Source organism: Streptomyces sp. NL15-2K (genome assembly GCF_030551255.1).
GTDB lineage: Bacteria > Actinomycetota > Actinomycetes > Streptomycetales > Streptomycetaceae > Streptomyces.
This window is the reverse complement of the sequence record NZ_CP130630.1, coordinates 307515-321834: the sequence shown is the minus strand read 5'-3', so window position 1 is coordinate 321834 and position 14320 is coordinate 307515. Positions and strand designations below refer to the sequence as shown.

The 14320-nt window shown below is 70.9% G+C and carries 9 protein-coding genes; 7 read left to right on the top strand and 2 right to left on the bottom strand.

Annotated features, from left to right (window positions below; all coding sequences use genetic code 11):
- The 5 genes from Q4V64_RS01305 to Q4V64_RS01285 are packed head-to-tail and all read left to right on the top strand — an operon-like array spanning position 1 to position 5717.
- Positions 1-1176, top strand: coding sequence for an acyl-CoA dehydrogenase family protein (locus tag Q4V64_RS01305; RefSeq protein ID WP_124445408.1), 1176 nt, complete (start codon positions 1-3; stop codon positions 1174-1176).
- Positions 1177-1196: 20 nt separating this feature from the next.
- On the top strand, positions 1197-2558 hold the full coding sequence (locus Q4V64_RS01300) for a sugar ABC transporter substrate-binding protein (RefSeq protein WP_124445409.1): 1362 nt from the start codon (positions 1197-1199) through the stop codon (positions 2556-2558).
- Positions 2555-3433, top strand: a complete 879-nt coding sequence (locus Q4V64_RS01295; RefSeq protein WP_124445410.1) for a sugar ABC transporter permease — start codon at positions 2555-2557, stop codon at positions 3431-3433. The genes Q4V64_RS01300 and Q4V64_RS01295 overlap by 4 nt, the downstream gene beginning before the upstream one ends.
- A complete protein-coding gene (locus tag Q4V64_RS01290) occupies positions 3430-4311 on the top strand; it encodes a carbohydrate ABC transporter permease (protein WP_124445411.1) in 882 nt (293 codons plus the stop codon). The genes Q4V64_RS01295 and Q4V64_RS01290 overlap by 4 nt, the downstream gene beginning before the upstream one ends.
- Entirely contained in the window at positions 4308-5717 is a 1410-nt protein-coding gene (locus Q4V64_RS01285; protein ID WP_124445412.1) for an LLM class flavin-dependent oxidoreductase, read from the top strand. Before Q4V64_RS01290 ends, Q4V64_RS01285 begins: the two co-directional genes overlap by 4 nt.
- Before the next feature lie 305 nt (positions 5718-6022).
- Here Q4V64_RS01285 and Q4V64_RS01280 read toward each other — a convergent pair whose 3' ends face one another.
- Positions 6023-6919: an LLM class flavin-dependent oxidoreductase gene (locus tag Q4V64_RS01280; RefSeq protein ID WP_124445413.1), complete on the bottom strand. Its 897-nt coding sequence runs from the start codon at positions 6917-6919 to the stop codon at positions 6023-6025.
- A 545-nt stretch (positions 6920-7464) separates the two neighbouring features.
- On the opposite strand from Q4V64_RS01280, the gene Q4V64_RS01275 reads away from it, so the two are divergent.
- Both Q4V64_RS01275 and Q4V64_RS01270 read left to right on the top strand, forming a co-directional pair.
- Positions 7465-7776, top strand: a complete 312-nt coding sequence (locus Q4V64_RS01275) for a CU044_2847 family protein (RefSeq protein ID WP_124445414.1) — start codon at positions 7465-7467, stop codon at positions 7774-7776.
- Positions 7773-11975 (top strand): trypsin-like peptidase domain-containing protein, encoded by a 4203-nt coding sequence (locus tag Q4V64_RS01270; RefSeq protein WP_172629592.1) that lies wholly within the window; start codon positions 7773-7775, stop codon positions 11973-11975. Before Q4V64_RS01275 ends, Q4V64_RS01270 begins: the two co-directional genes overlap by 4 nt.
- Before the next feature lie 556 nt (positions 11976-12531).
- On the opposite strand, the gene Q4V64_RS01265 is transcribed toward Q4V64_RS01270, so the two are convergent.
- The gene (locus tag Q4V64_RS01265) at positions 12532-13347 is read right to left on the bottom strand and encodes an NAD(P)H-binding protein (RefSeq protein WP_124445416.1); all 816 of its coding nucleotides are present in this window, start codon (positions 13345-13347) and stop codon (positions 12532-12534) included.
- Positions 13348-14320: the final 973 nt, after the last annotated feature.

Sequence of the window (14320 nt, the reverse complement as noted above, 5' to 3'; positions counted from 1 at the left end):
ATGACCACTGCTGACTGGATCGCCACCGCCCGCGCCGTGGCGGCCGACCTCGCTCAGGACGCCGCCGCACGCGACAAGGCCAACAAGCCGCCCTTCGAGGAGGCCGAACGGCTGCGCGCGGCCGGACTGCTCACGCTCCTCGTGCCGGCCGAGTACGGCGGCGGGGGAGCGGACTGGCGCACCGCCTACGCCATCATCCGTGAGATCGCCGCCGGGGACGGCTCGATCGGCCAACTCCTCGGCTACCACTACCTGTTGTCGTGGAACCCCCGCTTCTTCGGCGAGCCCGCCACCGTCGAACGCCTGGAGCGCGCCGCCGCCGGGGGCCAGTGGCTGTGGGGCGGAGCCTTCAACCCTCGCGACCCCGACGTGACCCTGACCCCGGACGGCGACGGCTTCCGGCTCGACGGGCGCAAGTCCTTCGCCACCGGCGCCCGCGTGGCCGACCGGCTCGTCGTCGGCGCCACGCGCACCCACACGGGCGAACCCGTCGTCGTCTTCCTCGACCCAGCACACCCCGGAGTCGTACGGAACGACGACTGGGACAACTTCGGGCAGCGGCTGTCGGCCAGCGGCAGCGTGGAGTTCGACGCCGTGCCGGTGGCGGCCGACGACGTCTTCGGTTCCCTCGCCCAGGACGAGGGAACCCTGTCCCCGTTCGCCACCCTCGTCACCCCCGCGATCCAGCTGGTCTTCGTCCACTTCTACCTGGGCATCGCCGAGGGCGCGCTCGCCGCCGCGGCCGACTACACCCGTACCACCACCCGCCCCTGGCTGCTGTCGGACGTCGAGTCGGCCACCCAGGACCCGTACACGCTGGCCACCTACGGTGAACTGGCGGTCTCCGCACGGTCGGTGCGGGTTCTGGCCGACCACGCGGCCGAAGCGGTCCAGCGCGGCCTCGACCGAGGCCCGGACCTCACCGCCGACGAACGCGGCGAGATCGCCGTCACCGTCGCCACCGCCAAGGTCGCCGCCACCAAGGCCGCCCTCGACATCACCGCCCGGATCCTCGAGGTCACCGGCGCCCGGTCCACCGCCTCCGCGCACGGCTTCGACCGGTTCTGGCGCAACGCCCGCACCCACACCCTGCACGATCCGGTCGCCTACAAGCTGCGCGAGGTCGGCGACCACTTCCTCAACGGCACCCACCCGCCGTTCACCCTCTACACGTAACAAGCCAGGAGAACCACCCCATGTCCCCGTCGTCCCCGTTTTCCCAGCCGTCCCGCAGAACACTCCTGCGCGCCGCCACCGGCGCTGCCGCCCTCACCGCGGCCGGCCCCCTCCTGGCCGCCTGCGGCTCCAACGACTCCGCCGCGCTCGACCCGACCGCCAAGCCCGATCTGGACGGCGTCACCCTCAAGATCCTCGCCAACCAGCCCAACGCCCTGTCCTTCCAGTACCTGAGCAGGCCGTTCGAGGAGGCCACCGGGGCGAAGCTGAAGGTCACACCCGTTCCGTACGACAAGCTCACGGCCAAGGCCACGCTCGACGTGCAGTCCGGGGCGGGCCAGTTCGACGTCTTCATGTACTGGTACGCCGCTGTCGGCACCCTCGCCGAGGGCGGCGTCATCGAGGACTTGACGGCGTACATCAAGGCGCACAAGGACATCGAGGAGAGCGACTTCCTCCCGTCCCTCTACGACACCTACACCCTCTACGACGGCAAGCGCTGGGGTCTGCCCTACGACGGCGACACCCACATCCTCTTCTACAACACCGAGATCTTCGAACGGCACAAGGTCGAGGCGCCCAGGACCTGGGACGACTACAACGAGATCGCCGCGAAGATCACCAAGGACGCCAAGGGCAGGTACTACGGCACCATCATCGAGGCCCAGCAGGTCCCGGTCATCCTCGGCTGCGACTTCGCCAACCGGCTCGCGGGATACGGAGGTTCGTTCCTCGACGCGTCGGGGGCACCGACGCTCGACACACCCCAGGCGATCGCCGCCGCCCAGGTGCTGTTCGACGCCGCGCCGTACGCCCTGCCCACCCCGCTGCAGATCGGCTTCGACCAGGCGCTGCCCGCCTTCCTCGACGGCAAGGGCGCCATGCTCGACTTCTGGACCGACTTCGCCAAGCGCGCCCAGGACCCCCAGCAGTCCAAGGTGGTGGACAAGTGGGCCGTCACCACGCTGCCGGTCGGCGGTGACAACACCAAGCCGCGCACCTCGCTGGACGCGGGCTTCGGACTCGCCGTGTCCACGGCGTCGAAACAGAAGGAGGCCGCGGCCGCCTTCATCAAGTGGGCCACGGCCGCGCAGCAGAACCTCCTCGTCCTCGCCGAGCCCGACGCGGGCGCCGACCCGATCCGCACCAGCACCCTCAACTCCGCGGCGTTCCGGAAGAACTCACCCGACTCCTACGAGGTCGTCCGCACCGGACTCGCGGGCGACCCCCTGCCCTGGCCGACCGTGCCGAAGGCCCCGGAGCTGCTCCAGACCCTCGTGGACGAACTCGCACTCGGCCTGCAGGGCAAGCAGAGCGCGAAAACCGCCCTGGAGAACACGCAGCGGGCCTGGGCCAAGGAACTCAAGGGAGCGTCCGGATGACGGCCAGGTCCTCCGTACGCGTCCCCGGCGCGCTCGCCGCGCCGTCCGTGGCCTTCCTCGCCGTCTTCGCCGCCTACCCGCTCCTCTACGTCATCGGCCTGGCCTTCACCGACTCCACCCTCGCCCGGCCGCTGCAGCGCTGGACCGGGTTCGACAACTTCCGTACGGCGCTTCAGAGCCAGTCGTTCACGGGCTCGCTGTGGCGGTCCGTGCTCTTCGCGGTGCTCGCCGCCACGGTCCAACTGGTACTGGGCACCGCCCTCGCGCTCCTGCTGCGCGCCCGGGCCCGGCGCGCGGGCCTGCTGGGCACCCTCCTGCTGCTGCCGCTGGTCACCCCGCCCGTCATGGTCGGCGTGGCGTGGAAGCTGCTGCTCGCCCCGGTCGGCGGCGCGCTCAACGGCGCGCTGCACGCCCTGGGCCTGCCGGGCGTGAACCCGCTCGGCAGCAGCACCGGGGCGTTCTTCACCCTCGTCGTCATCGACAGCTGGCAATGGACGCCGTTCGTGATGCTGCTCGTGTACGCCGCCCTGCTCGGCGTACCGGACGACCTGCGCGAGGCCGCCGCCCTCGACGGCGCAGGACGATGGCGCACCCTGTGCTCCATCGTCCTGCCCTACATCGAACCGACCCTGCTGTCGATCCTGTTGCTGAAACTCGTGATCGGCTTCAAGGTGTTCGACATCGTCTACGTCGTCACCGCGGGCGGCCCCGGCTTCGCCACGACCACCAGCACCTACGACATCCAGCGCACCGCCCTGCAGGAGTTCGACGTCGGCGGCGCCGCGGCCGCGACCGTGCTGTTCTCCCTTCTCATCGGCCTGGTCACGAGCGTGGTCGCGGTGCGCCGGAAGCGGTACGAGGAGGTGGCCGTATGACCACGCTGGAAGCCACCGGAGAAGCGGTCGCCCTCGAGACCGCGGTCAGGTCCCCGGGCCGACCGGCCGCCCGCCGCCGTACGACCGGCCTCACCGCACTGCTCGCGCTGATCGCCCTCCTCATGGCCGTCCCGGTGCTGTACGTCGCCTCACTGTCCGTGCGCTCCCGCGACGACGTCCTCAACGGCGGACTGCTGCCCTCCCACCTGTTCTGGCAGAACTGGCCGGACGCGTTCCGGGCCGTCGACCTCGGCCACTACATCCTCAACTCCTGGGCAGTGGCAGCCGGCTCGGTCGTACTCACCCTGCTCGTCGCCGTCCCCGGCGCGTACTTCACCGCGCGAGCCGGACGCCGCGGGGCACGGCTCGCGACCCTCGTCCTGTCCAGCTACTGCGCGCCACCCGTCGTAGCCGTCCTGCCCTTGTTCTTCCTGCTGCGGAACCTGGAGCTGAACAACACCGTCGCGGGGCTCGCCCTCGTGGACGGGCTGGCCAATGTCCCGGTCGCGATCTGGCTCCTCGACGGCTTCGTACGCAAGGTGCCGAAGGAGATCGAGGAGGCGGCCTGGCTCGACGGGCTCGGCGCCTGGGCGAGCCTGCGCCGCGTGGTGCTCCCGCTGATCTCGCCGGGCGTCGCGGCGGCCGCGCTGATCTGCTTCTTCCTCAGTTACAACGAGTTCCTCTTCGCCCTCAGCTTCGCCCAGGACAGCAGCGCACAGACCCTGCCGGTGCTGCTCTCCCTCTTCCAGGGCGACAAGAACGTCGAGTTCGGCCAGCAGGCCGTGGTGTCCCTCGTCGGCATCGCACCCGTCTACGTCCTGGCCGTGGCCGCCCAGCGCCGGCTCGTCGCCGGCCTGTCCTCCGGAGCCGTGAAATGACCCGTCGGATCCATCTCAACGCCTTCGACATGCCCTGCGTCGGACACCAGTCGCCGGGCCTGTGGCGGCACCCCGACGACCAGGCGCACCGCTACACCGACCTCGCCTACTGGACCGATCTGGCGCGGCTGCTGGACCGCGGCGGTTTCGACTCCCTGTTCGTCGCGGACGTGCTCGGCGTGTACGACGTCTACCAGGGCTCGCGCGATGCCGCCGTCCGCCAGGGCGCGCAGATTCCGCTGTCCGACCCGCTGCCGGCGGTCGCCGCGATGGCCGCGGTGACCGAGCAGCTGGGGTTCGGCATCACGGTGTCCCTGACCTACGAGCAGCCGTACAAGCTCGCCCGCACCCTCACCACCCTCGACCACCTCACCAAGGGCCGCATCGCCTGGAACGTCGTCACCTCGTACCTCGAAAGCGCCGCCCGCAACCTGGGGCTCCCCGAACAGATCGGCCACGACGACCGCTACGAGGTCGCCGAGGAGTTCCTGGAGGTCTGCTACAAGCTGTGGGAGTACTCGTGGGACGACGACGCGGTCGTCCGCGACCGGGAGCGCGGTGTCTACACCGACCCCTCCCGCGTCCGCGACATCGCCCACAAGGGCCGTCACTTCAGCGTCCCGGGTGTGTTCCTGGCCGAGCCCTCCCCGCAGCGCACCCCGGTCATCTTCCAGGCCGGCGCCTCCCCGCGCGGCCGGGCTTTCGCGGCCCGGCACGGAGAGGGCGTCTTCATCAACGCCGTCAACCCGCAGGCCACCCGACGCGTCGTCGACGACATCCGGGCCAGGGCCGCCGCCGAGGGCCGCGACCCGTACAGCGTCAAGATCTTCATCCTGCTCACCGCGATCACCGCCCCCACCGACGAGGAGGCCCAGGCCAAGCACGCCGACCTGCTCTCCTACGCCTCCTACGAGGGTGCCCTCGCCCTCTACGGCGGCTGGAGCGGCCTCGACCTGTCCGAGCTCGCACCGGACCAGCCCCTGGAGTACGTCGACACTGACGCCGTCCGCTCGGCCCTCGCGATCTTCTCCACCGCCGATCCGACCCGCCGCTGGACCCCCGACCAGGTCGCCCGCTACCTGGGCATCGGCGGCATCGGCCCGGTGGTGGTGGGCTCTCCGGCGACGGTCGCCGACGAACTGGAGCGCTGGGTCGAGGAAGCCGACGTCGACGGCTTCAACCTCGCCTACGCCGTGACCCCCGGCACGTTCGCCGACTTCGTCGACCTGGTCGTCCCGGAGCTGCGCGCCCGCGGCAGGGTCCCGGTCCCGCCGACAGGTTCCACGCTCCGTGAACGCCTGCACGGACCGGGCAGCGGCCCCCGGGTCCGGGACGACCACCCGGCCGCCCACTATCGCGAACTCGCCATCGAGGAGCGGGAGTCGGCCCGTACACGGCGGGAGTGAGCGCGTCACAAAGCCGCCACGGGCTTGTCGTACGGGGCCGGAATGCCGCCGTGGCATGAGCCTGGCGGGTTGCACATGCCGTCCGTGGCCTGAGCTCGCACCGCCGCGATCACCATCCTTGCCGTGTCGTGGTCGAACTGGTGGTTGACGGGACTCGCGCCGCCGTATCGACGTGACGCAGGACGGCACTACCGCCCGCGTCGATCCCGGCGCGGCCCGGCGGTGTCCGCGCGCCGACATCGGCCCCGACGGCGTCACCTCGCTCACCGCCGGATGGGCCACGCTACGGTCGAAGATCCTGCCTCTCACCTGGGCGCCTCGCGCAGCTTGGGAAGCAACTGGTCGCCGATACGAGCGATCTCCTGCTTGTACGGCGTGTCGGACAGGACGAAGTGCGTGATGCCGAGCCGCCGGTAGTTCGCCAGGGCCTCGGCCGCCATCTTCGCGACCTTCTGTTCGGCCGCGCGCCAGGCCTCCTCGGTGGTGTCGCGCACCAGCGTCGTGATGCGCAGTCCGAACTCCAGGGGCTTGTGCCGCCGACACACCTGTCGGCTCAGCGTCTTGAGCCGGTCGATGCGTTCGGCGAGCCCGTCCAGCGGCTCGCCCCAGAAGAGCTGGACATCGGCCTCGGCCGCCGACACCCGTTCCGCTGCCTCGGACGCCCTGCCGAAGTAGAGCGTCGGATGCTCCCGCTCGCCGGTCGCGTACGGGCGGGGCGCGACCGTGGAGGCAGTCAGCTGGAAGTGCTCGCCGCGGAAGGTGACGTCCTCCTCGGTCCACAACCGCCGCACCAGATGCAGGAACTCCCGCGTGCGGGCGTACCGCCGCGCGGGATCGATGTTCGTGTCGCCGTACGCGGCCGGGTTGTCCAGTCCGCTGACGATGTTGACCAGGACGCGTCCACGGCTGAGTTGGTCGAGCGTCGCGGCCGCGCCGGCGAAGTTGGCCGGGTGCCAGTAGCCGGGGCGAACCGCGATCAACGGCTTGAATGTCGTGGTCCGGGCCGCCAGCGCCGTGGCGACGGTGAAGGTGTCCGGGCGTCCCCATCCGGTGCCCAGCAGTGCGCCGCCCCAGCCGTGCTCCTCCGCGGCACGGGCGAGGTCGGTCGAGTATTCGATCGACCCCCGGCCGGCGGTGGTGTCGTCGCCGCGGTGGCCCGGCTCGACGGTGTTGGGGACGTACCAGAGAAATTCCAGGCCCATCGTGCTTCCGATCGCTGCGTGGCCGGGAACCGGCGCCACACATGGCAAGGTCGGCCGGTTCGGGGAGTGATGCGTCAGAGGGCCCCAGTGCCGTGGACGTGGCGGCACGGTGTGGACGGCCGAATCAACAGCGCGCGCTCGACACGCGGATGAGGTCGACACAGAACTCGCTGGTGAGGAGCGGGGCACCGCGACCCGCGGGTGTCGAGGACTTCGGCGTACCCGTCGCCGCCGTCGGCAACGCCCGCGCACCCCGGCCGGTGCGATGGCACCGGGGGGTGCCGGTTGCGCCCTTCCCGCAGTCACGGCCGCGGCCTGAGCCGGAGGCTATGGCGTGGGGGAGCCGCCGTACACGCTGCGCCAGTGGGCAAGGCCGGCGTGCCCCGGCGACAGCCACCGCTGAGCCGCGGGTCGAGCCCTCGATTCACCAGTTCGGGTTCGAGGATTCCGGCGGAGCTGCGAAGGGCGAGCGTGATGCGACACTCTGGCCGCGGAGGTGTGCACGAGTGACTGTTGTGGAGTTCGAGGCAGGTCAGGGCGGACGAGTGTACGTCGAGGTCGCCGACAAGGACGGTGGCGATGGCGAAGGGTTGGTCCGGGCGGGGGCCGGAGACCGGATTGCACATGCGGCTTCGCAGACGTGGAACAGCGCGCTCAGCGGTGTACGTGCGGCAGCCGACGGAGTGTTGGCGCAACTGCGCTCGCTCGATCCGCCGCCGGAGGAGGTCGAGGTGACTTTCGGAGTGGCGGTCACCGGAAAGGTGGGAGCCACGCTGGTCTCCACGGGCGGTGACGCACACATCAACGTGCGTATCGTCTGGCGGAACGGCACTGGAGCGGAGGGACCTGCCACGTGAGTGCGACCAGCCTGCGTGGTCGGCTCGCCGAACGCCCGCCGTGGCTGGTCCGGTTACCCAGGCCAGACGCCGAGAATGGGATTGCGGGAGCCGGAGTACTCATCGGACCCCGGCACGTGCTTACCTGCGCCCATGTCGTCGACATCGCCCTCGGCAGGCCTGCTTCGACGGCGGGCAGCGGAGAGGCGCCGACGGGACCGGTGAACACGGAATTCCCCTTCGCATCTTCCCCCGACCCGGCACAGGCGTCGGTAGGGGCGAGGGTGGTGGGCTGGCAGCCCATCGACGCCGACGGGGCAGGGGACGCCGCGCTCCTGGAACTGGCTGCTCCTGTCGACCACATTCCTGCGCCCCTGGCCTGTCCGCCCGCCCTGAGCGGCCACCGGTTCTCGGTCCACGGCTTTCCCCGGGGCGAGGCGGCGGCGCGGCAGGCAACGGGTGTGATTCGCGGAGCCAGCGGCCCGACGGGGCAGTGGGTGCAGGTCGAGGCGGAGAGCATGACAGGCTGGTCGGTGGAGCGGGGGTTCTCCGGCGGCCCCGTGTTCGACCACCACAGTGAGGCCGTGACCGGGATCGTTGTCCTGCGTGACGACCACCGCAGCGGACACATGCTCCCGATCTCCTACTTGCGCACCATTTGGGAAGTGGTGCGGCGGAGCTGTGGGTGGCGGCTGGACCTCGATCCGCACCTGCCGACGCACTGGCTGCCCCGCGCACGCGGCTCCGAAGTCGACACCGACACCGGTGAGTGGTACTTCACCGGTCGTGTCGAGGCCCGCCGCGCGATCCGCGATTGGCTGACGCATCCGGCCCCGGCCGAGCACCCGCTCCTGCTCGTGACGGGTGGCCCAGGCTCCGGCAAGTCCGCGCTCGTGTCGCACGCTCTGCTGGCAGCCGACGCCCGGCTGTCGGCGACCGTGCCCACGCCGGGGCCCCGCCCGCCCACGGGCGCTTTCGACGCGGCTCTTCACCTGAAGGGGCTCACCGGCGACGAGGTGGCCGCCCGGCTCGCCGAGGCGCTCGGCACCACTGCGAACGAGCCCAACGAACTCCTCGCCGCCGTGGCCGCCCTTCCGCCCGACACCTCGTTCACCGTGCTCGTGGACGCGTTGGAGGAGGCGGCCTCCGTCGACGAGGCCCGGCGGATCGCGGTTCTCCTCAGGCAGGTGGCGGGCACCGGCCGCCTGCGGGTGTTGGTCGCCGCGCGCACCGCGCCACCGGGCAGCGGCCAGGCACGCGTCCTCGGCGCCTTCGGACCCAGCACACCCCGTATCGACCTCGATACACAGCCGTATCTGCACCACGCCGACGTCGCCGACTACGTCGCCAGCCGCCTGCGCGGTCGGAGACCCTCGTACGCCGGCACGGGAGGCGGCACCTGGGACTTGCACGCCATCGGGAGGGCCGTGGCACGCAGGGCAGGCCATAACTTCCTCATCGCCCAGCTCGTCAGCGGCTGGCTGATCCAACCCGGCACCGCGCCGCCCGACCCGAGTGCACCCGCATGGGAGGAACAGTTCCCGGAGACCGTCGGCCAGGCGATGGAGAACTACCTCAGCGCCTGCGGACCCGACCCCGAAGCCGTACGGCGCCTGCTCACCGCTCTGGCCTTTGCTCAGGGCGACGGACTGCCACGCGGCCGTACATGGCTGCTCATGGCCGACAGCCTCAGCCACGGTCTCATGCACACGCCCGCCGACCTGGACAACGTCTTCCGGAGCGCGGCCCACTACCTGATCGAACGCAACGACGACCAGGCCGGACACACCACGTACCGGCTCTACCACGAGGCGATCGACCAGCACCTGCGCGACGAATGCCGGCACCGCAATCCCCAACGGGCCATCACCGACGCTCTGACCACCGCGGTTCCCGGACCTGACGGGCAGCGTGAGTGGGACTTGGCCGACGCCTACACTCGGGCGCACCTGGCCGGCCACGCCGCTGCCGCAGGACAGCTCGATGTGCTGCTGGACGACACCGGCTACCTGGTCCACGCCCTGCCCGCACCGCTCACGGCGGCACTGTCCTCCGCCACGAGCACGCAGGGCCGGCTCACGGCACGGGTGTACCGCACGTCCCTCTACCGCCACCGCCAGGCCACTCCGGCACAGCGATGCTGGACGCTCGCCTTCGACGCCGCCCGCCACCGCGCCCCGACGCTCCACCGCAGGTTCGAGGCCCTACTGGACCGGCTGCCGTCGCATCAAGTACCGCGCTGGAGGCCGCTGTTCGCGGCGGGGCAGGCGCCGCATCCGGGCACCGTCGCGGTCATCGGGCAAGCCGCCGGGGCAGTCGCCGCGGGTGCCGTGGCCGGCCGGCCGGTCGCTCTGGTCGCAGGGCCCCGAGCCGTCCGGGTGTGGGACCTGGAGGAGCAGTACCAGGTGGCCGAACTGCCCACGGACGGCACCATCGCGGCCACCGCCGCAGCCATCGGCCACGTCGACGGCCGAGACCTGGCCGTCGTCGGATCCGACAGTTGGATCGGCGTATGGGACCTCGCCGAGCGACGGAGGATCGGGCGGCTGGAGCCCATCGGCGGCAAGGTCACGCAGCTGGCCTTCGCGCGGTGCGACGGCCGTACCGTCGTTCTGGGCGCCGCCTTCAATGATCAGCCGGCAGGGGTGTGGGACCTGGCCACGGGGCGGATGATCGGCCGGCTCGCCGAGGCGACGGGTCCGGGCCTTGCCACCGCGGACCTGCACGGCAGGAAGGTCGCCGTCACGCTCGGCACTTACAGCAAAGGTATGCAGGTGTGGGACCTGGCCGAACACCGGCTGCTTCGCCGCCTGGCTGACGACCGCACCCAAATCTCCGCCTTCCATGTGGGTCATCAGGACGGCCGCGCCGTGGTCCTGGTGGCCCTCGCCGGTGACTATCGCACAGGCGCCCCGGGCGTAGCCGAGGTATGGGACCTTGCAACCGGAGAGGTACTGACCCGTCTGCCGCTGCCACAGGACGGGAGGGTGAGCGACGTAGCTCTGACGTCGGTACGAGGACGGTCCACCGCCCTCACCGTCAGCGGCAGGGACAAGACCGTCCGCATCTGGGACGTACGGGAAGGCGTCGAGGCCGCCCGGCTGACCGGACACTCCGGCCAGCCCTACCGTGTGGTCACGACACAGGCCGACGAGCGCACGTTCGCGGTGACCCAGGACCTGCGGGAGACGGCCCTGGTCTGGGATCTCACCGAACTGCACGCCCCTGGCACGCCGGCAGGCGAGGAATCCTGCGACATCAGGACGGCAGACGTCGGGGAGCTGGACGGCCGTGAGGTGGTCGTCGCCACCAGCAGCGACGACCAGATCGTGCGCATGTGGGACGTGGCCAGCGGCCAGCAGACCGCCCGACTCACCGGCCACGCCGATCGCCACCGCCAGGGCCTGTCAGCCATCGCGATCCGTTCGTGGCACGGCGACACCTTGGCCGTCACCAGCGCGGCCAACGAGGCAGTGCGTGTGTGGGACCTGGCACGACGCCGCCAGACCGCACGGCTGGACGTCCGGCTGGTCTCGGAGATCGTCCTCGGCGACGTCGGCGGCCGCCCCACCGCCCTCCTGCGGGGCGACCAGGGACTCGTGCACGTCTGGGACGTGACGGCCGGGCGGGAGACCGGTGTGCTGGGCGTTGCCCGCGGGCCGCGCGACGAGGAGAAAAGAAGCCACACCATCGTTCTCGACACCGAATGGGGTCGGGTCAGCGCACACAAGGCCGCGCGCCTGGCCATGCTGCCGTGCGGACTGCGTACCCTCGCGCTGATCGGACCGACGGGCGTCGCCCGGGCGCCAGTCCAGGTGTGGGATGTCACCGAGCGCCGCCAGATCGGCCGGCTCGACTGCGACGGCCTGTCGGCACTTGCGGTCGGCGAGTGCGACAGCCGCCCGGTGGCGATCACCTGCGCCCTGGACGGCTCCGTCCGCATCTGGGATCTGCTGCGGCTCGGCGAGACGGGGTGGCTGACGCCGCACCCTGGCGGCACCACCGCAGTGGCCATCACCGAACTGGACGGCCGGGCGCACGCCGTCACCGGCGGCAACGACCAGATGGTCCGGGTGTGGGACCTGACCACCAGGAGCACCGTCGAGGAGTTCTGGGTACCGGAGTGGGTGCGCGACATTCGTGTCAGCGTTCGCGGAACCATCCTGGTCATGTTCGGCGGAAGCACCACCGTCTTCGCCGTGCGGTCGGGCCGACGATGAGGGAAAGCCCCGACTCACCGGGGCCAGCCAGTAACGGTGGTGGCGGACGAACCCGCACGCGGGCGGCTCTCTCCTCGCCGTTCACGCCGCCCGGTATACGGCGCCGGCAGGAGGCCTGACCTTGTCCCAGGACGCGGTCGTCTCTGGCCGTCTGCACAGCCTTGAAGTTCCGTCCTGGACCCCGCCCGACCGGATCCGACCGGCACAGCGGTCACTGACCGGCGATGCACAAGCCTTGGGCGGGGGTCGACGGCGGAGGCCGGGATGAACGCCACCAACTCGATGGCGCGCGCCGTGGGCAGCGGCAGGGCCCGCAGCTCTCCGTCCGTGACCGGGATGACCCGGCCGTCCGGGAGTTCGCAGCCGCGCCCTGTTTCTCCGAAGGCGACCTCGCGGTCCTCCGCTTCGGGCCAGTAGCGGTTGCCTCGTCCTGGACGGCGTGCTGGACGGCGTGCTGGACCTGGGCGTGGGCGCGACCGGAGACCAGCGCCAGGCCGTGGCCCGGGTCGGGCGGACGCGGTCGTGGATCAGCCTGCTGCCCGGTGAGTGCCGGCACTCACCGGAACGCTGCCGCGTTCTCCTGGGCCCACTGCGCGAAGGTGCGTGCCGGACGTCCGGTCACCTTCTCAACCACGCCGTTCGGAGTGTTGTACTCGGCCGGCGGGTCGGCGAACACCTCCAGCTGGAAGTCGATCATGTGCTCCGGTACGCCCTGCGCCCGCATCGTTGCCCGCGCCTGGTCCGGCGTCAGCTCTACGAACTCCACCTTCCGGTCGATCGCCGAGCCCAGCGCGGCGATCTTCTCCCGCAGCGAGATCCGCTCCGGGCCGGTCAGTAGATACTCCGCGCCCCCGTGTCCGTCCTCGAGCAGCGCCGTTGCGGCTACCGCGCCGATGTCCCCCTCGTGCACCATCGCGGTGCGCGAGTCCCCGAACGGCCGCTCGACCCGTCCGTCGCGCACTTCGTCCGCCCACTCCAGGGCGTTGGCCATGATCTCGGTCGGCGACACCATGGTCCACGCCAGACCCGACGCCCGCACGGCCGGCTCCAGAGTCGACTCCGACCAGCCGGCCAGCATGGTCACCCGGCGCACCCCCGCCGCCTCAATCACCGCCACCAGTTCCCCGCCGTTCTCCAGCGGGGCGTAGTCATCGCCCCCGAAGCTGATCAGGTGCACGGCGGTCACGCCGTGCAGCGCCGACGCCAGCGACGCCGCGTCGGTAAGGTCGCCGCCGACGACCTCGACCCCCGGACCGAACGTCGCAGCCCCGGGCCGCCGGGTCAGCGCCCGCACCGGCGCACCGGCCTCCCGCAGCGCCGCCACCACCTGCCGCCCGACCGTGCCGGTCGCGCCCGCCACCAGAAACGTCATGCCTGTCTCCCAACATCGTTCGTCGCCGGTCTCCCCGGCCGCACGCACACGATGACCCCCCTTGCGGACAGGTACCGTCCGCATCAGGCAGCTGTGGTGGAGTGATCCGCCCATTCCAGCGGACTTGACCTGAGCCATGCCTCGGCGGCCACCCTCGCGGTGGTGGCGTTCCTCGTCCTGGCCGCGGATCAGTGCCCCGCTCCAGCCGGGCCCCAGGGCGGTCGCAGCATCGGCTGAGGCGCAGAACGACCGCCCCGAGCGCTGGCCGTCCCCGTCACAAGACGCCAGCACCTCCAGCATGCCTGCCTGCCCGGCAACGGCGGGGCGCACACACAGCAAGAGGCGCACCCCCGATGCCGGCAAGTCACTGGGGTGCGCCTCTCTCATTCCGCTCGAAGGGGCGAGAACGGAGATCCCACGCGACGTCCTGACCAGACCGGCTCCGAGGACGTCCCCGTGTCGAGACCACCCTCCCCACGGGAATGCGTGACCGTCGACACAGGTGGATTCCGTACTCGGCCAGCCACGCCAACAACTCCTGCCGAGAAGCCGCGACAAGTCTTCCGCCCGTGAAGCGATTGTCATCCGTGACCTCAGCCACGCACTCCGTGGGAGGCACAAAGGCCAGTGCCTCTTCATCGCTGGTGAACTCGGCCTCCGCCAGAACCAAGCCCTCCAGTGGTCCGTCGAAAACGTCAACTCCCAAGGGAGGCACACTGAACCGCGTCTTGGACAACACCGCAGCCGGTAGCGAGGCGAGGAGATCGTACTCGGCCGAGGACAAGTACGTATTCGTGATCATCCCTTGCGCGGCACCTGGCTGATCAAAAGGCACTTTCTGGGTGAGCCTGAGATCACAACCGTCGGTGTCCGACTGCTCGGCTCGTCTGAGGCGCAGTCGTGTTCCCACCAGATACCGGTCCGTGATCATACGGGTGACAGTGACCGACGAAGGAGCGGGAGGCCCTGCGAG